Genomic DNA, 24577 nt, shown 5'->3' with positions numbered 1-24577 from the left:
TTGAAAGTGTAAGAGTATAGCTGGGTATTTATTCTTATTTACCCGCCTTCTTTAAGGCGTCAAGAACACTATCACTTGATAAAATAACCGGTAACTCAATACCTTTTGGTGCATTAGGACCGTAAACGATATTAAAAGGCACACCAAAACGGCCATGAGATTGCAGAAAGCCTGTGACGTAATCTGATGGTTTAGTCCAATCACCTCGCATCAAGACGATATTTTTATTATCCAGTGCTGAATATACTGGCTCTTGTAAAATCACCCCGATTTTATTGGCTTTACAAGTAATACACCATTGTGCGGTTACATCAACAAAAACCGTTTTACCTTGTGCGACTTCGGTAGCAATTTGGGCGGTATCTAATGGGATCCAGTGGTGATCTGCGGGTAGTGGGGTTGCCCATTTATTGGCGGTTAAGCTACCTGTAAATAAACTTGCACCAGCGCCAAGTAACATTACTGCTAACGTAATAATAACGATCTTACGTCCTTTTTTACGGCCTAATAACCATAAGATAGCCGCTAAGATAACGGCACCTAACCCCCATACGACAGTGGCATTAAAGAAGCTGGTCATCAAGCTTAGTAACCATACTGATGTTGCTAGCATCATTAAGCCAAATAGCGTTTTAACGCGATCCATCCAGATGCCAGGTTTTGGCATTAATGTTGTTAATTGTGGAAAAAGTGCAATTAATAACCATGGTGCTGCCATTCCGAGAGCAAGTGCTGTGAAGATAGCAAATAAGGTCACCAAATCTGCACCTAGAGCAAACGCTACAGCTGTTCCTAAGAAAGGAGCGCTACAAGGTGTTGCTAGTAATGTTGCAAACATACCTTGAATAAAATGCCCTAAATGAGAACTATCACCTTTAGTGGCTAGCCATGTATTGGTATTACTTGAAAGACGAATTTCAAATAATCCCAGCATATTTGCGCCAAATAACACCGTGATAGCAATCATTGCGCTTATAAACCATGGATTTTGAAATTGAATTCCCCACCCAAGAGCTTGACCTGATAACTTCATTACGGTTAAAAAAGCAGCTAATAACCAAAATGAAACAATGATCCCAGCTGCTGATGCTAAAAATTGGGTGCGGATTTGACGACGAGCCAGTCCTTGAGCTGAAGTAATACTGCTTAATTTCATTCCTAATACAGGTAAAACACAAGGCATAATATTAAGAATAAGACCACCAATTAAGGCTAATCCAATAATTTTTAGTAAATTACTATTAGTATTTGGAATATTAACGGGTGTATCAGTCGCTTTTGCTGTTATTTCAACTGCAAGATCATGATCACCAATAGTGACATGAAGGGGTTGTCCTATAAGTTTTGGCGTTCCAAACCAACTAGTTACAGGCAGAGTGGCATAAAGTGTATTACCTTTAATGGTCGTGGTTGGTTTTAAAAACGAAGTATCTTTAGCCGCTTGTGTATCACCATCAATAATTACGTCGGGTTGTTGCCATCCAGTGGTATTAGTTGCAACAACGGTTACTTTTTTTTCTGCTTTATTATAAGAAATTGTATTTAAAGTAACTGTGGGTGATGACTTTGGTACTTGGCTTTCGCCTTTATTATACAGAAACATGGCTTCTGTAGATGGCAGTAATTTGCTAGGGAGAAAATCAAATGAAAGTTCGTAATCGGTTAAGACACAAATACTCGTACATGATGACATGGTTAATTTACCAGAGAGAAATACTGGCTTGTTCATGTCATTTATATGTATAGAAAGTGGAAATATAACATCATGCTTATAGCCCAGTGTTTCAACGCCTAAAAACTCATAACGTTTTGGTAATGGCCATTGCCAATCAACTTTAGTGATATTAGATGACATATCCCAATTGATACTTGGAGCGACGCCACCTTCACCCGGTGATCGCCAGTAGGTTTTCCAATCAGCCGCAAGTTTAACTTCTAATAAACCTTGAACGGTATGCTTGGCAAGGTCTTGTTGACCGGTGAGCATTAGCCTAACTTCAATAGGAGGATGTTGAGGGTTGGTAACCCAACCCGTGCTGTATTGTGGTGTTGCTGCTGCTATTGATGAAAAGGTAATGCCAAATAACGTCGTTAGTAAGGCAAAGGTTAAATAGAAATATAGGTATAACTTTTTCAATCTAGAGCTCCAAATAAACAACGTGTAATGTTGACAAAGATGGCAATTTTTCGTTGTTCGATATTTAATTCTTTGTGTTGATTTAAGTATTATCTGTGCTGAAACGATGAATATTTACTGTGTTATACATGAGACCGACAATAAGCAAACTTTATTTCATTAAAGATAAATACACTCATATTGTCGGTAATTTATGAAGTTAGAACAAGTCAGTTGTGTAGTAAAGACAGCGGTTAATGTCATTTTTAAGTTATAACATATAGCGTGACTATACTTTTCTGAACAGTTGCTTGATACGAGTGCTGAATTTAACGGTATTGTAGTTTTTCCCTAAATAGTATGATTGCATAAATTCGCATCTAAGTGATTCTACATTAGTATTAATCTGTGTTGATGGCGCTGTATTTTCATTACTAATAAGAGCAATACTTTGAATTTTAGCTTGTTCATTGCTGTAACTGTAATCAATACCATATGCGCCTTGTACCATTAACCATAAGTGCGTTAAAGCCAAAAGATATTCTTGATCTTGATGAGTAAAGTTAGTTGCATAATTGTCACCAAGAGTATGACTAAAAACAGCTTTCATTTTTATGGCTGCAATGTGTTGAGCTGACCATTCTTGTTGAGCTTGTTGATGATGCAAGGTCATAAAGCCAAGTAATAAATCGGACATTGTACTGTTTGGACGTTGTTGACGAACATGATCAAAATGCGCTGATGATGATGTGATAAATTGATGCAGGTGTTGTGTGGATGGGCAAGTCAGCCATGTCAAGTAATAATAATTGTTGTTTTAATTTTGACATTTTCATAAGTTCTTATTAATAAATGATGAAAGAGTAGCATGTTCGGAGATTGTAACTGAAGGATTAAATAGAGTGAGCGATTAGCTAGTTTTTATTGGAAATAAAATAATCAAATTTGGCTTTTTATTTACGGATTATTTGTTGCTATTGTAGTAAGAGAAAATAGAATTAGGATTCTAAGGATGTGTTGATGGCATCTGCCAGGATAAAAAAGGGATTAACTTATCGTAGTAGGTTGAAACATATTGCTTAACAACATGAATAAAACATCTTACATGGCGAAGATGTGGTAATATAAAGAACAATGATACTAAAAAACAATCATTTAATGGTGGTTTTATCATCGTTATTGGCACTATTTCAAGTCTACTCAGTGCTCAGTTAGTTAATGATTTTCTTATTTATAGATAACAGTTTAATTAAAGTGCAGGCAGCTATTTATAATTAGATCCATTGATATCGATTATAGTTATTGCATTTTTGAGTATCTCAATTAGCTGTTTAGGAAGTTGGGTTATTGTAATGATTAATAAAGAAACAATTGTGAATAAAAATAATAAATTTGTTGTTGGTTGGCGCGAAGTCGCCACTTTACCTGATCTTGGTATCGATGATATTCATGTCAAAATTGACACTGGGGCTCGTAGCTCTTGTCTTCATACCTTTAAAATTGAAGAATTCACTCAAAATGATGAATTATGGGTTAAATTTTGGTTACATCCTATTAATAACAATACTGATATTGAACAGGTTTGTATGGCTAAAGTGGCCGACAAGCGTATTGTAAGAAACTCAGGTGGCGATGAACAATTACGTTACTTTATTGTTTCAACTATTGATTTTAATGGTCAACGATGGCCAATTGAAATATCGTTAACAAGCCGTGACAACATGGCATTTCGGATGTTGCTTGGACGAACATCTATGCATGGTCGTATCATTGTTGATCCAGAAGCCTCTTACCTCATTCAAAGCAAGGAAAAGTAATAGTAATGAAAATTGGTATATTATCTCGTAATCAGTCATTGTATTCAACGTCTCGCCTTATTGAAGCGGCAGAGCAACGTGGCCATGAAATCAAGGTGATTGATGCACTTCGTTGCTATATGAACATTAACTCGCAAAAACCATCGATTCACTTTAAAGGTGAAGATTTAGTGGATTTTGATGCGATTATCCCTCGTATTGGTGCATCAGTAACGTTTTACGGCACAGCAGTATTACGCCAATTTGAAATGATGGGTGTTTATACAGTTAACGAATCTGTTGCGATTAGTCGTTCGCGCGATAAATTGCGCTCAATGCAGTTATTATCACGTAAATGTATCGGTATGCCAGTGACTGGTTTTGCTAGCAAACCTGATGATGTTAAAGATCTACTTGATATGGTAGGTGGCGCACCAGTAGTGATTAAGCTATTAGAAGGCACACAAGGTATTGGTGTCGTTCTTGCTGAAACTCGCAAAGCTGCTGAAAGTGTTATTGAAGCATTCATGGGCTTAAAAGCAAATATCATGGTGCAGGAATACATTAAAGAAGCCGGTGGTGCAGATATTCGTTGTTTTGTGATTGGTGATAAAGTGATCGCAGCAATGAAACGTCAAGGTGCAGAAGGCGAATTCCGTTCTAATCTCCACCGCGGCGGCAGTGCAGCATTGGTTAAGATCACTCCTGAAGAGCGTAAGACAGCTGTTGCTGCTGCGAAAATCATGGGATTAAGTGTTGCTGGTGTTGATTTACTGCGTTCAGAGCGTGGTCCACTAGTGATGGAAGTTAACTCATCACCAGGTCTTGAAGGTATAGAGAAAGCAACGGGTAAAGATATTGCCGGTATGATTATCGAATACATTGAAAAGCACGCATCTAAAAAAACAGCACTACGTAGCAAAGGCTAAGTAAGTACTGTTCTTTGTATTATAGAGCCCTTCATGGTGATATTCATGAAGGGCTTTTTTTATAAGTGATTTTCTATAGGTGCTTTTCTATCGGTAACGCACCTGCAAGCCATGCGCCCATTTTTAGCATCGTACTGCTATCAGGCTCAGAATCAAATTGCTTACCATTGATATCATCAGTCCAAACAATGTCATTATTGTTATCTAATGATAAACGATAAGCGCTTTTTTCTAGAAGGCGATCTAAATCAGCATAAAAAATATCAGAAAATGGTTTTGAATCAACAATGACACCCAATTCAGTATTGAGGTAGGCTGAGCGTGGGTCGAAATTAAAAGAGCCCACAAATACTTTTCTGTGATCAATAATAAACGTTTTAGCATGTAAGCTTGAACGAGAATTACCTAACCATGAATGCCTTTTCTTTATTTTAGGATCGGTTTTGATTTCATATAGCTTGATCCCATTCTCTAGCATTTCTTTGCGGTGTTTTGCATACCATCCATGTACGGCAAACACATCATTAGAAGCAAGTGAATTGGTGACTATTGTAATATTTAAGCCGCGTTTAGCTGCTTTTACAAGCTCTTTAACACCGACTTCTGTTGGTACAAAATACGGTGAAATTAATAAAAAATCCGTTTTAGCTTGGCTGATCATGGCGGATAAATGATGCAGCAATAAATCATCTTTGCTATTTTTTACTTTATAAGGCGTATCATAAATAAGCTCAGCATCAGCCCAATAAAATGGTAATGTTTGATTGGATAATTTTTTTGCTAATGGATGTTGTTTTAGTGAACGTGCATAATCTGATGTTAAATACTGTTTTTGTGCTTTTTTCCATTGCTGTAATTGATCGGCAGTTGGCAAATGAGCATCAGTAACTAACATTTCAATTGGTATGGCAGGTTTACTGTTCCAATATTCGTCAAATTGACGTGAAACCTGAGGAACGATTTTTCCCATCATTAATAAATCAAAGTCACCAAATTCAACGTTATTATTGGCAGAAAAATATTCATCACCAATATTGCGGCCACCAGTAATAGCAAAGACACCATCAGCAATGATCGACTTATTGTGCATACGACGATTTAAACGATCAAAATCAGTTAAAAAACTAAATGGTTTAAAACTACGATTACCAAAAGTATTAAATAAACGGACTTCTACGTTAGGATGTGCGGATAAGTCTGCTAATGCTTGATCATCACGATTTTGCATGTCATCTAACAGTAGACGAACTCGAACGCCCCGTTCTGCTGCTTGATATAAATACCAAGTCAGTAAATTACTGGTTGCGTCATCACGGTAGATATAATATTGCACATCGACCGTTTTTTGGGCGCTTTCAATAATAGCTAAGCGTGCAAGTAGTGCAGCTTGACCATCACCTAAAGGGTAAAAAGCGGTCTTATTAGGATTAGCTTGAGTATACGGTAATACCTTTTGGTACAAAGTGGTATTGAAGTTATCAACATTGCTATATGTTGCTATTTTTACTGTTGATAACGGTTGTGCGCAACCAATTAGCGTCAAGGTACTTACGGCGATAAATGAGTGGGTGCAGAGTTGCTTGAGACGACTAAAAGTAATCATTAGAAAACATGTTTCTGAAAAAAGTGTGGCGATTCTACCTGTATTTATAAATTTATGCTTGAGATAAATAAGTGAATAATTAATTTTAATCATAAGGCGTACCAATGGATTAAAATTAATCAGCCAGATGTCATTGTTGACACTTTTTGGGTGTAAAAAAGCCCAAAATAGCAGCACTATTTTGAGCTTAGTAAGAGGCTAAATTGAGCGCTTAACTTGCTACTGTATTAACACCACGCCATTGATAATGGTTATTGGGTTTTTTACTCACAATACCTTGATCAAGTAGCTGATGAAAAATAGCATCAACTTCATCTGTTGTGAGCTTGAGTAATTGGCTTACTGCACGTTTACTACAGTTAACTTGATTTTTAGTGAGCGCTTCGATAGCTTGTTCATACGCTGTTTTTGGCGGCTCTGGCTCAATATCTTCAACAATAATTTCGTCATCACTGATGTCGGTAATAGATGATGTTCCAACAGCTGATGGATCAAAATGGGTTAATAACTGTGGTTGATCTTGGATGCTATAGCCATTAACTGATAATAATTGTTGACGCTTAAACTGATAACGGAAGCGATTTTCTTCACCAATTAAACCCACAAAAAATGCTGCAAAGAAATCGAGCAATACTGATAGGAAAATAACTAATCCCAACTGAGCCGCTTGATTGCTGACATTAAATGTTGTTGCAAGGCTATCAATTAGCCCAAGTACAGATCCTTGACCAACAATTGGTGTGGTATCGCGTTCCATTGCTATTTGTTGTTGTTGCTTGCGTAATTTTTCATTTGCTTTTTGAATGCGAGTGACACCAGAAGCAATTCGTTCCATCTGGATGTATTTTTTAGCGGCAACATTATTAAGATCAATTTGTTTTTCAATAGCTTGAATCTGCATATTAAACGCATTGATTTTACTCTGCTGTACATTAGCTTCACTGTACGCTTTATTGGTTGCGCTATTAATACCACCAACAGAGCCTCCAATCGAAATTGCGGCTAATACTGCATAAAACGTAAAGGCTGTAAATGTGCCACTGTAGTTACGTCGTGCTTTACGTTCCCCAACTTCGTACCATGCAAAGAATTTTCCCAATTCAAAAATGACAGCTAAGCCGCCAAAGAGAAATTTCATCAAGGGGTCATCATCAATAGATAAAAACAACAACAGTGAAAACACGATTGAAGCAAGAATAGCGGCGCCTGTGAAACTGTAAACGCTCCACATTGCAAAAATCCCTTTAGGGAAACGTACGGGTATATTTTGATTGAAATGCATAAAAATATCTAAGTAAGGAGCATTTGTTCAGCTGGTCGCATTATTGCGGCAAGCGCGTAAAAGACCCTAGGATACAGTAAAATTCTTGTTAACCCTTTATAAAATGTAGCTCTCAATATCCTTGTGAGGTTAATTTGTCCATAATAATAACTATTGCTCAAATAACAACCCAAAAGTGTAAATTTAAAAACCATTATTAATAATATCTAACATATAAATGATTATTTTGTTTAAAAAAATCGCTATAAAGTAATTAATCATATAAAAAAAGAGCTTATTTTTGGATCAATTTATCGGTTTCTAATGTGATAGCTATATTTGATTTAGATGGAAAATTTGAATGTTTTATGTCTACACTTAATGAATAATCGTTTTATTAGGGGATGTTTTATGTTTTATGTAAGCCAACATCAACTTATTGACCAACAACAAAATATCAATAATATTGCCTTTTTTAGTCCTGAATTACCTAATGAAATGGTACTGCATTCAACATTTATTTATGTAGAAGACAGTTATTTTCAATGTTTTTGGGAAGCGAAAAATATAGAATTAGTACAACAATATATTCATACAGCAGTAGGGAGTGAGTGCATAACGGAGTGCTACGGTGTAGATCCTATGACAGCTATAGCATAGATTTGTTATTAATAAATCAGTTATAACATGCTGGTTCGCTGGTTCGCTGGTTCGCTGGTTCGCTGGTTCGCTGGTTCGAGGTCTATGTGTGTGACAATGGTCACTAATGTTATGTATAAATAGTGATACTCAGCGCAAAAAAATATTCTATTAATAATATTATTAATACCATAAACAAATATTAACATTCTAACTTATGGTGTGACTGATGAATAAAAATCCTGTCTGTATTGCTATGCTTGTTGCTGGTTTGTGTATGAGTTCGTTAGCTGTCGCGGCTGACGATTTACCGAATATCAAAATTTTAGCAACAGGAGGAACCATTGCAGGGGCGGGCCAGTCAGCAACGGAGTCTGCTTACACCTCAGGTCAAGTAGGTATTGAATCATTAATTAAAGCTGTGCCGTCAATGACAAAAATTGCGGATGTCAGTGGTGAGCAAGTGGTTAATATTGGCTCACAAGATATGAATGATCAAGTGTGGCTTACTTTATCTAAACGTATTAATGAGTTATTAGCCCAAGATGATGTTGATGGTGTTGTTGTCACTCATGGTACTGACACCATGGAAGAAACGGCTTATTTCCTTGATCTTACGATTAAAAGTGATAAACCTGTAGTCCTTGTTGGCTCGATGCGACCATCAACGGCGATGAGTGCTGATGGTCCGGCTAATTTATATAACGCTGTTGTGACGGCTGTTGATAAAGATTCAAAAGGGCGCGGAGTATTGGTCGCAATGAACGATACTGTGTTAGATGCGCGTGATGTAACAAAAACCAATACTACAGCGGTTGACACTTTCCGTTCACCTAACTTTGGTTCATTAGGCTATATCCATAATAGTGATGTTATTTATCAACGTGCGCCTGAGCGTCATCATACAACAGCAACACATTTTGATGTATCGAAGCTAACCACCTTACCCAAAGTAGGCATTGTTTATAATTACTCTAATGCATCAGCGTTACCTGTAACTGCGTTAGTGAATGCTAAATTTGATGGTATTGTCAGTGCGGGTGTGGGTAACGGCAATATGTATAAAGCTATTTTTGATGAATTAGCTAAAGCAAGTAAAGAAGGAACGATGGTTGTGCGTAGTTCACGAGTTCCGACCGGCTCTACGACATTAGCGGCTGAAATTGATGATGCTAAATATGGTTTTGTTGCTGCCGGTACACTTAATCCACAAAAAGCCCGTATATTATTAATGCTATCGTTAACACAAACAAAGAACTATAAAGATGTACAAAAGATGTTTCAGTATTACTAAGCATTATATTTAAATAACAACACAACAAGATATAATATTAACTCTTGTTGTGTTTTATCTTGTTATTTTAATGTAACTATTATTTAGTGCTTGCTTGTAGATCGCTGATTGCTTTTTTAAGTGCTTCAGGATTATAGCCATTAATAATAGTAATGTTGTCTGTAGTAATGTTATTTGTTGGCATTACAATTAATGCAGGTGTGCCTTGGAAACCTAATTTACTAAATAACTCAAAGTTATTCATAAAAGTATTATTTACATTAAATTTAGATACATCAATACCAATACTGGTCGCAATAGTATTAATATCTTTTTTAGTTAACTTACCTTCATCTTTACCTGTTGCGAATACAGCATTATGATATTTAGCGTATGTTGCACTGCCTTTTTGTTGGTAGATCCAATTACCCATATCAGCCGCATATTTTGATGCTTCCCAGCGTGATGCGAAAATAGGTGTTTCTTTAAAGATGAATTTCACATCTGGATTTTTTGCTTCTAATTGCTTAACAGTGTCGGCAATTTTAGAACAATACATGCATTGATAATCAAAGAATTCAATCACATTCACTTTTGCGTTTTTAGGACCAATGAATGGTGTAGTTTTGTCATTTATAAGTTGAGCCGCATTCGCAATGACGACTTTTTTAGCTTCAACTTGTTGAGCTTGCATTTGCTGTTGTTGTAATGTTTGAGAGGCTTTTACTAATACATCGGGATGATTAATAATATATTGGCTCGCAATTTGTTCAATTTTTGCTTTTTGTTGAGCTGTAAAATCCCCATTGCTGTTAGCTGTTGTTTCATTACAGCCGGTAAGTAATGCGCCTAGCATAATAGGTAGAAGTATTTTTTTCATCGTGTGATCAATCACTATAAATAATTAGGGGTTAATAATATTAGAGTAATAATAAAGTAAATTAGTTCAAAGTATTTCAGTACAATGTTAGTTTTTAATAATTAGAATATAATAATAAATATTATAGCCAATTGGTTTTTGATAAATGGCTGTTATTTTTTACGTCTATTTATCATGGATCTTATATTTCATATAAAATAGCAATATAATGTGATAACTATCACTTTATATATAAATGTGAATCGTTAGATTATCCATTCACTTTTTTTGATGATTTATTCTAAAATGAAAAAGACATTTACTGCGATTACTATTTCTTCTTTGCTTGCTTTGAGTCTTGTTTCTAGTTCTGTAATGGCTACGCCAAAAGTACCAGGTACTGAAACAGGATATAGCACAATTCAATTAACACAAATGGGACAACCTAAAAGTGTTGATTGGGTAACTGTAGATCAAATTGCTCAACAACTAAAAGGCAAACCACCGATGGCGGTAGGTTTTGATGTTGATGATACTGTATTATTTAGCTCTCCAGGTTTTTATCGTGGCAAACAAGTTTTTTCTCCAAACAATTTTAGCTATTTAAAAGATCAGAAATTCTGGGATAAAATAAATTGCGAGTGGGAAAAATTCAGTATTCCAAAACAAATTGGTAAAGAGTTAATTGCTATGCACCAAAAGCGTGGCGATGATATTTACTTTATTACTGGTCGCGATTCTTCAAAATGTGAAATCACCACGCAATATTTAAAAGATGTGTTTAACATTAAGCATATGAATAAAGTTATTTTTGCTGGTTCTAGTAAAACAACCAATACAAAAACACCGTACATAAAAGCTGAAAATATTAAAGTATATTACGGTGATTCTGATGGTGATATTACCGCTGCACGTGATGCGGGCGCTGTGGGTATTCGTATTATGCGTCCTGCTAACTCAACCAACCGTCCGATTGCTAAAAATGGTATCTACGGTGAAGAGGTTGTTGTTAACTCACAATACTAATTGCTATTGATACGCATAATATTTAGGTTTTATTAAGATAATAATTGCCTGATCTATTATAAAATAGATCAGGCATTTTTATATCTATATTTTGGTGAATACAAGATAAAAAGTAGTCATAATATTATAAGTCGTTGTTTGTTTTGGTTGATGCTGATTACGGTATTGAGTGTGGTAGTATTAAGTAAATATAAAACAGCATTAAAAGAGGTAAATATCAATGCTAGTGATTTCTAATGCTGTGAGTTTAGCGGATTGGGAGATTGAATTAATTGCTATTCGAGCTCAAGGTGCAGGTGGACAAAATGTTAATAAAGTTTCGAGTGCTATTCATTTACGGTTTGATATTAATCGCTCATCTCTGCCTGAATTTTACAAAGAACGATTATTGAAATTATCAGATAGCCGTATAACTAAAGATGGTGTGATTGTTTTAAAATCTCAGCAGCACCGAACTCAAGAAATGAACCGCGAAGAAGCGTTATCACGTTTAAAGCAATTGATTCTAGGCGCGATGGTGATCCAAAAAGCACGTCGAGCGACGAAGCCAACTAAAGGGTCTAAAGTACGGCGGATGGATAAGAAAAATCAACGGGGTAAAACCAAACAATTGCGTGGCAAAGTCGATATGTAAATATAAATGTAAGGCTGAATTGTTGCTATACGTAACACCGCATATTTTATGTGACGTTAACTGCATAATCTCGTTTGTTGTTAGTAGTTGTTGTCACTATCTATTAATATCTTACAATATTATACGGTTGGTAAAATATACGTTACTAACAGCATTACATAGGCTAATAAGTTGGTGAACAAGGATGTTTGAAAAAAAGACGCTACAACTATTACAATTATTTTATCGTGAAACTGAACGTGTGCGCTTACTCGATATTGATCAATTACCCGTTTTAGGTGTTGAACTACAACCGATGATGAACCAATGGTTAGAGACTAAGCGTAATTTTCAACGTGATGAAATATATCAACAATACTGGATTAAGACCTGTAGTGCTGGTTATATTACTGAACTGCGTTTACATGCTGATGGCACTTTAGATGAATATACTTTATTTAATCGTCTACACACGCAAGGACATTGGCAATTAGTCGATGGTGTTATCGAGCTTGAAATTATCAAGGGTGATAATTGTTATCGTTGTGCCGTATATGCTAATCGCTACGTTAATATTCATTCTGCTATCGAATATAAAAATGATCGACTTCATTCCTATTTGAAATTGGCGCAAACCCGTCCAATTTAGTGATATATAATCACTTTTTCATCTAATAAACAGACTTCCCAAAGAGAGTAAAGTCAGTACACTGAAACTAATCACTGTATATATAAGGCACAAGGATGAGTAAAATAAAAACAGTCGCGGTTGTAGGTGGTACTCATGGTAATGAATTTAGTGGTATTTACTTATTACGTAAATGGCAGCAACCAACAGCAGTAGTGCGAGATAGTTTTAGTGTTGAAACTGTCTTTGCTAACCCTAAAGCTCACGATGACAATAAACGTTATGTTGACCATGATTTAAACCGCCAATTTAGTTTAATTGACTTAGCCAATAATGATTTGGCAAGTTATGAGCAGAGTCGCGCTAAAGTGATTAATCAACAGATTGGTCCTAAAGGGGATGCCCGCGTTGATTTTATTATCGACTTACATAATACCACTAGTAATATGGGGCCTTGTTTAATTCTATTGCAATCTGATAGCTTTAATCGTCAGATGGGGGCATACGTTAAAATGCAGATGCCTGATGCGGTAGTGGTATTTGAAGATCATACACCCGTTGAACAAAACCATTTCCTTAGTTCTATTGCACCACAGGGCGTTATTGTTGAAGTTGGACCGCAGCCGCAATCTGTGATCCGCCAAGATATTCTTGATTGGATGGATGAGATGACAACCCATATTCTTGATTTTGTTCATCTGCATAATACCAATGAACTTATTCCTTTAATTCCAAGCTATGAAGCATTCCGCTACCATGAAACACTGTCATTGCCAGAAGATGAGCAAGGACAGCGTATCGGCATGGTACATCGCTCAGTGCAAGATAATGATTTTAAACCGCTACGTAATGGTGATCCAATCTTTACTTTGTTTGATGGCACAGAAGTGCATTGGCAAGGTGATTACGAGGCTTATCCTCATTTTATCAATGAAGCCGCTTATTATGATAATAATTTAGCGATGTCTTTGGCGAAGAAGATTGTGATGGAAACCAAGGGTTAATTTGTTTGGGTGATAGTCAATCAGTACGTACGATTATGGCTGTAATGGAAGATGGTTATAAAGTAGTAGCTAACTTTTAATTTGGTCGATGTATGATCTAACATACGATTACGCCTCAGAATACTGAGGCGTAATAAAATGGTTCATTGTGATCTATTTGATGATTTAACAACGACAATCGGCCGCTCATCGATAATAGCAACGTGTGAATCAACATCAAATACCGACCAAATTAAAGGGGGTGTAATCGTCGTTATTGGATCGCCATAAGCAAACAATTTGCCTTGGTGCAACGCGGCCACTTTGGTTGAATATTGAATGGCTAAATTAAGATCATGGATCACCATTAATACACAAGCTTGGCTTTCTTGACTGTATTTTTTTACAAAATCAAGAAGCTTCATTTGGTTATGCATATCAAGCGCCGACGTTGGTTCATCAAGTATTAGCACTTTCGGTTGGTTAATAACGGCTTGCGCAAGCCCCACCATTTGGCTTTCACCGCCAGATAATTCAGTACACACTTTATTGGCTAAATGTAAAATTCCCATTTGTTTTAATAATTGTAAACTTTTTTCTGCACTGTTCGCTTTAGCAAATAAAGAATGTGATCCCATATTCAACGTGGTGATCAATAATTCAACCACTGTAATGGTGGCTGAAATACGATGATCTTGAGGTAAATAACCAATGTTCTCTAAGGTTAATGGTTTACCGTGTAATAAAATTTGCTGTGAATGGTGGCGTAAATTTTGCGTAATATGACGGAGTAAGGTTGATTTTCCTGCACCATTTTTACCAATAATCGCTACCATTTCGCCTAACGCAATGGTAGGTAGCGATAAGTTATCTAAAATTGTTTTATCGTCAAATGCGACTGAAATATCATTAATTGCGAGTGCCATTAAAAACGTCCCCCTTTTTTGATGATTAAATAAACAAAGAAAGGAATACCAATAATCGACATCACCACCGTTAGCGGTAAAATAATGCCAGGCATAATACTTTTACTGGCAATAGAAGCAAGTTCTAGTAACACTGCGCCGACAAGGAATGATGCGGGTAGGAAGTAACGTTGATCTTCACCTAACACCATACGTGCAATATGAGGAGCAACGAGTCCGACAAAACCAACTGCCCCTACAAATGAAACCGCTAGCGATGTGATCACTGATACCAATAATAGAGTCTTAATGCGCAGTCGCTTAACGTTTACTCCCATTGCTTGAGCACGTTCGTGACCGATTTTAAGGGTGGATAACTGCCAAGCATCTTTCATCATTATTAATAATACAATCGGTAATACAATCGCAAGTACCGTAATTTTGGCCCAACTTCCGCGATCAAGTGATCCCATTTGCCAAAACACTAATGTTTGTAATTGGGTTTCACTAGCAACGTACTGCATCATGGTCAGTAAACTGTCGTAAGCAAACATTAACGCAATACCAAATAGCATTACGCCTTCAATTGAAATCCGCTTTACTGATGAAATCGCCGCAATTAAAAAGGTGGTTAGTAAGCACATAATAAATGCCATTAACGCTATTTGATATTGTGGTGGAATGAAGGGAATCGCAATAGCGTTCGTGATCACTAATGATGCCCCAAACCCTGCGGCGGCTGAAACGCCAAAAGTATAGGGATCGGCAAGAGGGTTGTTTAATGTGGTTTGCATTTGTGCGCCAGCTAAGGCTAAAGCACCACCGATTAATGGTGCCATTAATGCCATTGGCATACGAATATCCCAGACAATAATTTTACTGGCAATATCGCTGGTTTGAGGATGAATCAGTGCGTGGATCACTTGAGTAAAAGTTAGCCCTTGTGAGCCAATGAAAATATCGGCAATAACACAAATAATACTGAGTATAAAGAAAGCCGCTAAGGCCACTTTCTTGTTACGATTACGAATGTTATGTGTGTTTAACTCAAGTAAGATTGAGGTCATTACTGCATAGCCTTAAAGTTATTCTGGCCAAAATCGCCACTGATTGTGCGATGACCAAATTGCTTATTCATTTCTTCAAAGGTTTTCTCTGGATGTAGATTTTTAAATACGTTGGGATGAATCCATTTAGCAAAGTATTCCATTGCGACTAAGTTATACGGTGAATTATAAAATGGCATATAAATTGAATAGATATTTTTGGTTTGATAAGCACTGACAGCTTGTAGCCAATCACGATCCATTAATGCTGATGTTGCTGTTTTGATTGCGGCCGGATTAGGATTATAACCTAATGGTATACCATGTGTTGGCTGACCCTTATCATTAACCCAACCTGTTGTTTGCATAATATAAACATCAGGTCGAGCCGTGATTACTGTTTCTGGTGACATTTGTCCAGTTACTGCACCTTTTAATGGTTTATCTGCAATATTAATTGCTTTTAAGAACGGAATATAAGCCCCCATATTACCGCCAGCAAATGTACGACAACATGAATCACTGTAACCTGCTGCTCGTTCAATAAAGACCCGCTTGGGCTTCAAGTTAGGGTATTGGGCAAGGGTTTGTTTAAGATCGGCAATATGATCAAGGTAATAGTTAGCAAATGCTTGTCCTTGAGCTTCTCGACCGACGGCTTTAGCCACCGTTTCAACCGATTTTACAGTGTTCTTAATTGGGTTTTCACGAAAATCAACCGCGATCACTTTAATGCCTGCTGCGTTTAATTTTTTTAATAAACCGTTATCTTGGGCTAATTTAATATTAGATAAATCAACGATAAATAAATCAGGTTTAGGTTTTAAATTAATGAACCGTTCAGCATCAAATTCGCCTGATTTTATCAGTCCAATTTTGGGCACATGTTGGAGAGAAGGGTATTCTTTTACATAGTTGGCATACATGCTGGGTGCAGAAAATTGCATATCATCGCGTGCAGCAACAAGGTGTTTTGCAGCATCTTGTTGATAAATAATTTCAAGTAAAGGAAAAATACGGCTCGTTGATAAAGCAATATTTTGAGGCTGGTGGTCAAACGTAATAGTGCGCCCCGCAACATCGGTTACTGTAACTGGATACGTTGCGGCAAAAGAGCTAAATGACCAAAAAGTAGTTGCGCAAAGTGTGAGGAATTTCAGCTTATTTTTCACAATGATACCTAGGAAGAATGATTTCGTGAATAGTAATGATAATACTTATCATTTTAAACTAAGATAAATGCAAACTTACACTGCAAAATTGAATGAGTTTGATTGTTATTTGTATTTTGGTGTGTAAATTGTTTGAAATAGTTAGAAAAGGTTTGAGATTTAACGCGCAGTATGAAAAAGTCGGAATACTTGGTTTTATCAATCAAAAAACATAACAATATTGATTATAATAAAGTTATTAACCATTACATGCCTTAATGCTCAGCAGTAATGAGAGATAACAAAGAGGAACGGCTATGTCATTAGTTATACCAATGGTTATCTTTATGCAGCAACATTTAGTCGCTGAAGGCAGTACACTTGTTGCAAAAAAAATGCAGTATGATCTTAACAGTCGACAACCCTTTTATGGTGTTAGCCTAGAAAAGCGTCATAAAATATTTCAATTAGCGATTACACATACCAGTATTGATAATATCGAAGACTATCATCGCTTATTATTGTGGTTATGGTCGGGGGTTTATCGAGAAGAACGCTATTTAGCTTTAGATGCTGGTGAGTATTATCCTGAATATCAGACGTTAGCTTCTTTTGATGTGTATCTTGAAATGTTAGCAACAGCCGATAATGTTGATACTTTAGATCGTCTTGTGACTAACTTGATAGGTAAGGTGATACTGCAAGATAAAGACTTAGAACGTTACCTTATTCAATGGCGTGAATCAGACAGTGTATGGTTAAAACGGGCGTCAGTATTAGCGCACTTACACCATAAGCAACAGACGAATGTAGTGCTGTTAACGGAGACTATTTTATATCTTGCCGCTGATAAGTCATTGCTAGTACAGCAAGCGATGGGGCAAGTGTTAAATGCTTATAGCCAAATTGATTTTACCTTTGTTGATACTTTTATAAAAAACAACATGACATTATTAACGCCGCTTTGCCGACGTGAAGCAAGAAAACTCACAATGGTGGTAAATAGCACAGTTGAGTAGAATTACCAGTGTTTAATCGCTTGGTGCTATCTATATTGATATTTTTTTGCTACAACACTTAACGAAAGTAGTGCCTGTTCATTAATGGATAGGCATTATGGTTTTTTAATGTTCAGTGTGGGTTTCTCTATGCAATTATATCAACAAGATGCCGTTGAATGGCTGTCTTCATTAACGGATAATAGTATCGATCTTTTGATTACTGATCCTCCTTATGAATCACTAGAAAAGCATCGAAAAATAGGTACAACCACACGTCTAAAAAATAGTAAATCTTCCAGTAATCAGTGGTTTGATATTTTTCCTAATCAACGATTTCAAACTTTACTTGAACAAGCTTATCGCGTTTTAAAACCCAATAGTCATTTCTATCTTTTCTGCGATCAGGAAACCATGTTTTACATTAAACCTATCGCAGAACAGGCGGGATTTAAATTTTGGAAACCGATTGTGTGGGATAAAGTCGCGATTGGTATGGGCTATCATTATCGAGCTCGTTATGAATTTATTCTTTTTTTTGAAAAAGGAAAACGTAAATTAGCTAATTTGTCTATTCCTGACGTGCTTGAATTTAAGCGCGTTTATCGCGGTTATCCGACAGAAAAACCAGTGCCTTTGATTAAAATATTAATTGAACAAAGCTCAGTTATTGGTGATATTGTCGTTGATCCTTTTTTTGGTTCAGGTTCAACGTTAGTCGCAGCGCAACAATTACAACGTCAAGCATGGGGTAATGATATCTCAGATGCTGCGCACCAACATTTGCGTAGTCGAGTACAGCCAGCATAATGTTGACTGATTGATTTAGGCTATTGATTTTGGTTGTTGGTAAGGGCGCAGTAAATGAAGAACTTTGATATAAATTTATTACGTATATTAAACGTGTTGTTGGAAGAACAAAGTGTTACAGCCACCGCAGCGCGACTTCATCTTAGTCAATCGGCGGTGAGTAAGCAGTTAGCTAAATTACGTCAAACGTTTGCTGATCCTTTATTTGAACGGACACCTTATGGTTTACGGCCAACACCGAAAGCATTGTCATTATCAGATTCGGTTTATGATATTTTACAGCAGATTAATCAGTTAACGCGTGCAGAGCTATTTGATCCTGCACAGAGCCAACGTCAATTTCATATTGATTTAGTTGAAACTGCTTATGCATTAACTTACCCCCGTTTTATGCCTCAGTTATTACAGCAAGCCCCTGATATTAGTTTAACCAGTAAAACATGGAACGATGATAGTTTGCAGCGATTATTACGCTGTGAAATTGATTTTGGTATTGGTATTTTTGAGTGGGATGAACGTTCATCCAGTCATTATCGTAATGTACCTTCATCGTTAAATTATATTGAGTTAGCGCGTGATTATCCGGTGTGTTTAATGCGTCGAGGGCATCCTGCATTAAGTGAGCCTTGGAATTTAGATATATTTTTAAAATACCGTCATTTACAAGTTAGTATTGGTGGATTAAAGCGGTGGCTGCTTGATGAAATTTTAGCGCTTGAGAATAAGCAGCTCGATAATGCGGTTAATATGACGGATTTTTATGCCGCAGCGAAGTTATGTGAGCAAAGTGATTTATTGATGTGTTATCCCTCTGGACCCGCACTGGCGATGATTGAAAATACTGAATTGATCATTCGGCCTATTCCTATTGAATTAGAGCCAGGTGGTTATCTGTTATTATGGAATAAACATTTTGATTTAGATCCTAGTCATCAATGGTTACGGCAACTTATAACTAACGGAGTTAACGCCAGCTTGAGAAAATAAAGGATCACAAATGAAAATTAATTGCTCATGTTCTACAACATAAGTGGCTAGTATATTAACCTCAATGGCGTATCGTATTTAAACATAATGTAGTTATTATATTTACATAAGAAGGTTGGTTATTATGTCACCTGAAGATAAAAAACTATTAGATCAAGTACTGACTCTTGAAGGTAAAGACCTTACGCGGTTAACGGCGGCAGAAAAAATGATATTTGATAAATTTAAAGCGCGCGAACATACATTTGGAGTGAGTATTGATGTTGCCACTGAAGCACCGATTGGCGATCTAGGCCAAGGCACATCTGAATATGATATTAACGAGCAAGAAAAAAATTACCCTCGTGAAATTATTATTAAACAAGATTGATAGTTAGTTCTGTCGTTATTATTAACGGCAGAAATTTAGCTTCCTGTTATAAATGATTTTATTTTTAATTAGTTATATTTCATTTTCGTTTAATCGTTAATGATATAAATATGATGTTATTCATTTTGGATTCATTTTCAACGTTTAATATAATAGACACTCAATCTGCTTATTTATAGCCACCGTTTTTAATGTATTTTTAAATTATGTAAATACGCATGAGAGGTCGATATGAAACGTTTAGCGATGGCAATTACAGGTATTGTAGCCGTTACTTGTCTAAGTACTGCTGCGTGGGCTGACACCAGCATACAAACGATTAAAGTGTATGAAAACCCAAGCATTACTTCTCCTGTGGTTGAAACCATAAAGTCTGAGATACCATTAATTACCATTTATCAAAATAATGGTTGGGAAAAAGTGGGTGATACAACTAATGGTAATACGGGTTGGATCCAAAGTGTTGATCGCCAAATGATAGCAAAAGCGAATACCAAGGTTTTGCCTGATCAAACGACCAATACAGTAAAAACTAAAGATGGTGAGAAGAGTGTAACCAAGGGTGTATTGCAAACACCACAAGGTCCATTCCATTATGAAATTGTGCAATTTCAAGGTAATAATAATCAAAAAGTAGATAAGCACTTTTATAATGCAATGCAAAAACAACAACTTGAAATGAACCAAGCATTTGCAAATTCTTGGAATACTATGGGTAATCCAAGTGATTTTAATACTATGCAATCTAACATGGCGAAGTTAATGCACCAGCAACAACAGAAAATGTTAGCGATGCAACAACAGTTTCAACAAGCAGGGATTAGCTCACCAACTCAAGTTAAATTAAGTGATCATGTTGCAACACCAGCAAAAGCGACAGCATCTACAGTCGTTACGTCTACAGATACGGTTGCTGCGACTAAATAAATCTATTGTATTATCCAGTGAAAATTAGTGGATAATACAATGTTAAAACCCTTTATTAATATTCGTATTGAGAGAGGGTTTTTTATTATCAGTAGAATGATTAATAATCAGTGTTTAATAGTGGTAGCTTAAGATTATTGTGGGTATGGTACTTATTTTTATTGGAGCTGAGTCTGATGCACTGTGTAAAGATAACGGTATAAAAGGAGATCCTGCAATGGTTTATACTGTTATAGAGGCATTAGCTAAACACCACTAGATATTAACGAATAAGACACCGCGTTATTGATAAAATAGGTTGTAAATAAATGATAAGGAAGTTGTTATGTTGCGTTTTAAATGTTCACATTGTTCTCAGCGAACTATTTCGATGTCTAAAAAATTTTGGGGGAGTTATAAATAAAAGTAGGGTTGTCTTCAGTGTCATAAAACCTGGAGTATTAGTGCAACTTATCATCAAAAAGTAGGATATTTGTTCTTGTGTTAAATGGATAATACAAGTCACCGTCTATTTTTATATAAAGCTGACTAATAACAGCGTAGGATGAGACAAATATACAAAATAGGGTGCGCGTATGTGCACAATAGAAAATTATGCAATTAACTGCAAAAGCATCATCTAATCACGCGTTATTGATTTCTATTCAAACTCCACAGTTTAAGGGGGATGAAGCAGCAGCATCATTAGCTGAATTGGCTCGATTGGTAACAACTCTTGGTTTTAAGGTTGTAGGAACACAATCACAAAGACTAAATTCGAATCAGAAAGTAAGCGTTCTAGGTTCGGGTAAACTGGCTGAAATCGCACATCTCACTGGTAATCAAGGTCTGATCGAAGAAAGTGAAGAAAGTGATGATGTTGATGAGATGCTTTTTACAGAACTACCCTCTGAAAACCTGTCGTTTGGTAGTGCTGATGTAGTGGTTTTTGATTGTGATTTAAGCCCATCACAGTTGCGTAATGTTGAAAACCAATTAGGTGTTGAGGTTTTTGACCGCACCGGTATTATTATTGAAATCTTTAGTCGTCATGCTCGTACTCGAACTGCACGACTACAAGTTGAGATTGCACGTCTTAACTATTTAGCACCACGTTTACGTGAATCTGCTATTGGTAATAAAGAACGTCAAATGGGTAAAGGTGCGGGTGAAACGACACTTGAGCTCGATCGCCGTAAAGTTCGCGATCAATTAGCTGAATTAAGACGTGAATTAGTCAGTGTTCAAGATGAACTTAAAGGCCGACGTACTCAACGTTCTGAGCTTTTCTGTGTCGCATTAGTAGGCTATACCAATGCGGGTAAGTCATCAATGATGCGCGCATTAACAGGCAGTGATGTTTTAGTTGAAAATAAACTGTTTGCTACACTTGATACAACAGTACGTGCTTTACAGCCGATCACTCAACCTCGAATTTTAGTGTCAGATACTGTCGGTTTTATTAAAAAATTACCGCACGATTTAGTGGCTTCATTCCACTCGACGCTAGCTGAAGCACATGATGCTTCTTTATTACTATATGTTGTCGATGCATCTGATGCTTCTTTCCGTTCACAACTTGATGTTGTGCATGAAGTATTAAAAGAAGTGGGTGTCGATGGCATCACGAAGCAATTAATATTAAATAAATCTGACCAATTGAGTGATGAAGAGCAACAAGCATTAATGGTTGAGTTTCCTGATGCTGTTATGACATCAACCCGTAATCCTGCTGATATTACCAAGTTACATCAATATATCGTTAATATTGCACAAGATGAGATGATTGAAGATGAAATCATCGTGCCATATACCGCAAATGGTATTATCGGTGAAATTCGCTCAAGCATGAGTGTAACTAAAGAAGAATATGAATATGAACATATTACTTTTACAGTACGCTCAAACCCAATTAATTTAGCGCGTCTAAAAAAACAGATGCAGAATAAAGACTAAATAATACGGTTAAGTTCGTATCCTAGACCATCATAAAATACCTAGCAGACTCTATGTTGGATATTTAAAATGAGCGATTATTCGCTCATTTTTTTTCTTTGTGCTCACCGTTAAAGCCTAAAAAAGATAATTGTTTTTTTGCCACCTCGGGTGGGGTGTCGCTGCTATCGCTATCATTTTCTTCTGTAGTAGGATGCGTTGAAATCGGCAATAATCTAAATATCGCAAACCCACCTTCTTTACGTATAAATGAAATTTGACGGTGTAAAAGGTTATCACTTGTTTTTGTTGCCGCTAAGGTTTTGTCATTGACTAACGCTAATGGGGCAATCATCATTTGGCAATGATAAAGCTTGTAATTGTAATCATTAAAGAAACGGCAAGGTTGATCAAGCGTAAATGTCTCACCTTCAAGTAAATGACGACTATTCTCCACCGCGTTATTAATGTCGGTGATGTTAGCGGCAAATGCATAAGAAGTAGTAAAGCTAATACTTGCAATGACTAACAAGCTGGTGGAAATGATTTTTTTTAGCATAGAGTATTCCTAGTTTAATCTAAGTTGAATGCAAAAAAGCCAATACCGAGGAATAATAATATTCACTGATATTGGCTTTATTATAGACAGGGTTTCATCTAGCTTAGGTTAAGCTGCTGCAAACTCATTCAGTAATTCTTTTTGGCGATCACTCAGGTTAAGTGGTGTTTCAATGATAAGTTGAACAATCAAATCACCCGTATTGCCTTTACGATCAGTAACGCCTTTCTCTTTTAGACGGAATTTACGACCAGTTTGTGTGCCTTCAGGTATTTTTAAACTGATTGCACCACCTAATGTATTGACTTCCACTTTACCGCCTAAGGCTGCGGTAACAAAATCAGTGGTTGCTTTACAAAGTAGGTTATTACCTTCGCGAGTGTAACGTGGGTGAGGACGAATATTCATTTGAATATAAACGTCACCCTGAGGGCCACCGTTAATACCAGGATGACCTTTACCGCTTAAACGAATACGGCCACCTTCTTCGATACCTGCTGGAATTTTGATGTTTAGCTTTTTATTGGTTTGGGTGCGGCCTTCAAATACAGGGAGATCGATAACGCGTGATGCGCCGCTGATCGCATCTTCAAGATCGATTTCCATTGTATATTGAAGATCTTCACCTTTTTGAGGACGGGTTGAATGACGACCACCAAAACCACCTTGGCCACCACGTGCATTGGAGAACATATCACCAAATGCACCGCCAAACATATCTTCAAAATCACCATAACCAGCTTGCTGACCAAAGCCTTGTTGACCACCTCGACCGCCACCCATTCCTGGATTTTCAAACGCATTATGACCAAATTGATCGTAAGCCGTGCGTTTTTCTTTATCCATTAGAATCTCATAAGCCGCTTTTACTTCTTTGAATTTATCGGCTGCGGTTGGATCATCAGGGTTTTTATCTGGGTGAAACTTCATTGCTAGCTTTTTGTAAGCTTTCTTAATTTCTTTCTCAGATGCAGTTTTGGCGACACCAAGAACTTCATAAAAATCGCGTTTTGACATTGGTAACACCTCTTATCCCTAGCGGGATAACTATCTGGAACATTCTAAATCATGCAATTAAACCATATGATAACGAAAAACAGCATCATACATAAACAGTTAATGATCTAAAAAGGCACAGATAGTTAGCCTAGTGGGATTATCGCTCTATTGTAATCGTCGAAAAG

Annotated in this window: 24 protein-coding genes; 14 read left to right on the top strand and 10 right to left on the bottom strand. The window is 36.6% G+C overall.

Annotation, left to right across the window (positions count from 1 at the left end; translation table 11 throughout):
- Window positions 1–34 precede the first annotated feature (34 nt).
- Both GLP24_RS10370 and GLP24_RS10365 read right to left on the bottom strand, forming a co-directional pair.
- Complete coding sequence (locus GLP24_RS10370) at window positions 35–2137, bottom strand: protein-disulfide reductase DsbD family protein (RefSeq protein ID WP_232615967.1); 2103 nt, start codon at window positions 2135–2137, stop codon at window positions 35–37.
- 268 nt (window positions 2138–2405) lie between these two features.
- Entirely contained in the window at window positions 2406–2915 is a 510-nt protein-coding gene (locus GLP24_RS10365) for a hypothetical protein (protein ID WP_232615966.1), read from the bottom strand.
- A gap of 553 nt (window positions 2916–3468) precedes the next feature.
- On the opposite strand from GLP24_RS10365, the gene GLP24_RS10360 reads away from it, so the two are divergent.
- Both GLP24_RS10360 and rimK read left to right on the top strand, forming a co-directional pair.
- Window positions 3469–3933 (top strand): ATP-dependent zinc protease family protein, encoded by a 465-nt coding sequence (locus GLP24_RS10360; RefSeq protein ID WP_101767977.1) that lies wholly within the window; start codon window positions 3469–3471, stop codon window positions 3931–3933.
- Between the two features lie 5 nt (window positions 3934–3938).
- Entirely contained in the window at window positions 3939–4841 is a 903-nt protein-coding gene (gene rimK / locus GLP24_RS10355; RefSeq protein WP_101767978.1) for a 30S ribosomal protein S6--L-glutamate ligase, read from the top strand.
- Window positions 4842–4914: 73 nt separating this feature from the next.
- Here rimK and GLP24_RS10350 read toward each other — a convergent pair whose 3' ends face one another.
- On the bottom strand, window positions 4915–6444 hold the full coding sequence (locus tag GLP24_RS10350; protein WP_232583350.1) for a phospholipase D family protein: 1530 nt from the start codon (window positions 6442–6444) through the stop codon (window positions 4915–4917).
- Window positions 6445–6655: 211 nt separating this feature from the next.
- Window positions 6656–7726 carry a Preprotein translocase subunit SecY gene (locus GLP24_RS10345; protein WP_152653421.1) on the bottom strand — a complete coding sequence of 357 codons (1071 nt, stop codon included), beginning with the start codon at window positions 7724–7726 and terminating at the stop codon, window positions 6656–6658.
- Window positions 7727–8116: 390 nt separating this feature from the next.
- Here GLP24_RS10345 and GLP24_RS10340 point away from each other — a divergent pair, with 390 nt between their 5' ends.
- The gene (locus tag GLP24_RS10340) at window positions 8117–8365 is read left to right on the top strand and encodes a hypothetical protein (protein ID WP_221942865.1); all 249 of its coding nucleotides are present in this window, start codon (window positions 8117–8119) and stop codon (window positions 8363–8365) included.
- A 208-nt stretch (window positions 8366–8573) separates the two neighbouring features.
- Window positions 8574–9638, top strand: a complete 1065-nt coding sequence (ansB, locus tag GLP24_RS10335) for an L-asparaginase 2 (RefSeq protein WP_152653423.1) — start codon at window positions 8574–8576, stop codon at window positions 9636–9638.
- A 79-nt stretch (window positions 9639–9717) separates the two neighbouring features.
- Here ansB and GLP24_RS10330 read toward each other — a convergent pair whose 3' ends face one another.
- Window positions 9718–10497: a thioredoxin domain-containing protein gene (locus tag GLP24_RS10330; protein ID WP_152653424.1), complete on the bottom strand. Its 780-nt coding sequence runs from the start codon at window positions 10495–10497 to the stop codon at window positions 9718–9720.
- 285 nt (window positions 10498–10782) lie between these two features.
- On the opposite strand from GLP24_RS10330, the gene aphA reads away from it, so the two are divergent.
- The 4 genes from aphA (at window position 10783) to GLP24_RS10310 (ending at window position 13747) form a co-directional block, all read left to right on the top strand.
- Window positions 10783–11502, top strand: coding sequence for an acid phosphatase AphA (gene aphA, locus GLP24_RS10325; protein ID WP_101768020.1), 720 nt, complete (start codon window positions 10783–10785; stop codon window positions 11500–11502).
- A 220-nt stretch (window positions 11503–11722) separates the two neighbouring features.
- Window positions 11723–12136, top strand: coding sequence for an alternative ribosome rescue aminoacyl-tRNA hydrolase ArfB (gene arfB, locus GLP24_RS10320; RefSeq protein ID WP_101767983.1), 414 nt, complete (start codon window positions 11723–11725; stop codon window positions 12134–12136).
- Window positions 12137–12320: 184 nt separating this feature from the next.
- Window positions 12321–12764 (top strand): hypothetical protein, encoded by a 444-nt coding sequence (locus GLP24_RS10315; RefSeq protein WP_152653425.1) that lies wholly within the window; start codon window positions 12321–12323, stop codon window positions 12762–12764.
- 95 nt (window positions 12765–12859) lie between these two features.
- Window positions 12860–13747, top strand: a complete 888-nt coding sequence (locus GLP24_RS10310; RefSeq protein ID WP_221942863.1) for an aspartoacylase — start codon at window positions 12860–12862, stop codon at window positions 13745–13747.
- Window positions 13748–13890: 143 nt separating this feature from the next.
- Here GLP24_RS10310 and GLP24_RS10305 read toward each other — a convergent pair whose 3' ends face one another.
- The 3 genes from GLP24_RS10305 to GLP24_RS10295 are packed head-to-tail and all read right to left on the bottom strand — an operon-like array spanning window position 13891 to window position 16849.
- Entirely contained in the window at window positions 13891–14652 is a 762-nt protein-coding gene (locus GLP24_RS10305) for an ABC transporter ATP-binding protein (protein WP_152653427.1), read from the bottom strand.
- Window positions 14652–15698: a FecCD family ABC transporter permease gene (locus tag GLP24_RS10300; RefSeq protein WP_101767987.1), complete on the bottom strand. Its 1047-nt coding sequence runs from the start codon at window positions 15696–15698 to the stop codon at window positions 14652–14654. Before GLP24_RS10300 ends, GLP24_RS10305 begins: the two co-directional genes overlap by 1 nt.
- Window positions 15698–16849 carry an ABC transporter substrate-binding protein gene (locus GLP24_RS10295; RefSeq protein ID WP_232601551.1) on the bottom strand — a complete coding sequence of 384 codons (1152 nt, stop codon included), beginning with the start codon at window positions 16847–16849 and terminating at the stop codon, window positions 15698–15700. Before GLP24_RS10295 ends, GLP24_RS10300 begins: the two co-directional genes overlap by 1 nt.
- A 296-nt stretch (window positions 16850–17145) precedes the next feature.
- Here GLP24_RS10295 and GLP24_RS10290 point away from each other — a divergent pair, with 296 nt between their 5' ends.
- From GLP24_RS10290 to hflX, 6 genes are all read left to right on the top strand, one after another.
- Window positions 17146–17847 (top strand): DNA alkylation repair protein, encoded by a 702-nt coding sequence (locus GLP24_RS10290; protein WP_101767989.1) that lies wholly within the window; start codon window positions 17146–17148, stop codon window positions 17845–17847.
- A gap of 129 nt (window positions 17848–17976) precedes the next feature.
- On the top strand, window positions 17977–18636 hold the full coding sequence (locus GLP24_RS10285) for a DNA-methyltransferase (protein WP_232575273.1): 660 nt from the start codon (window positions 17977–17979) through the stop codon (window positions 18634–18636).
- A gap of 54 nt (window positions 18637–18690) precedes the next feature.
- Complete coding sequence (locus tag GLP24_RS10280) at window positions 18691–19623, top strand: LysR family transcriptional regulator (RefSeq protein WP_232579287.1); 933 nt, start codon at window positions 18691–18693, stop codon at window positions 19621–19623.
- Window positions 19624–19747: 124 nt separating this feature from the next.
- The gene (locus tag GLP24_RS10275; RefSeq protein WP_101767991.1) at window positions 19748–19993 is read left to right on the top strand and encodes a hypothetical protein; all 246 of its coding nucleotides are present in this window, start codon (window positions 19748–19750) and stop codon (window positions 19991–19993) included.
- 231 nt (window positions 19994–20224) lie between these two features.
- Window positions 20225–20920: an SH3 domain-containing protein gene (locus GLP24_RS10270; RefSeq protein WP_232576763.1), complete on the top strand. Its 696-nt coding sequence runs from the start codon at window positions 20225–20227 to the stop codon at window positions 20918–20920.
- Between the two features lie 594 nt (window positions 20921–21514).
- Window positions 21515–22855, top strand: a complete 1341-nt coding sequence (gene hflX, locus GLP24_RS10265; RefSeq protein ID WP_101767993.1) for a GTPase HflX — start codon at window positions 21515–21517, stop codon at window positions 22853–22855.
- An 85-nt stretch (window positions 22856–22940) separates the two neighbouring features.
- Here hflX and GLP24_RS10260 read toward each other — a convergent pair whose 3' ends face one another.
- Together GLP24_RS10260 and GLP24_RS10255 are read right to left on the bottom strand one after the other, a co-directional pair.
- Complete coding sequence (locus GLP24_RS10260; RefSeq protein WP_101767994.1) at window positions 22941–23393, bottom strand: hypothetical protein; 453 nt, start codon at window positions 23391–23393, stop codon at window positions 22941–22943.
- 108 nt (window positions 23394–23501) lie between these two features.
- The gene (locus GLP24_RS10255; RefSeq protein WP_101767995.1) at window positions 23502–24410 is read right to left on the bottom strand and encodes a DnaJ C-terminal domain-containing protein; all 909 of its coding nucleotides are present in this window, start codon (window positions 24408–24410) and stop codon (window positions 23502–23504) included.
- Window positions 24411–24577: the final 167 nt, after the last annotated feature.

This window comes from Photobacterium carnosum (assembly GCF_021236965.1).
Taxonomy (GTDB): Bacteria; Pseudomonadota; Gammaproteobacteria; order Enterobacterales; family Vibrionaceae; genus Photobacterium; species Photobacterium carnosum.
The sequence above is the reverse complement of the archived record's forward strand: the minus strand, read 5'-3'. Positions and strand labels throughout refer to the sequence as shown.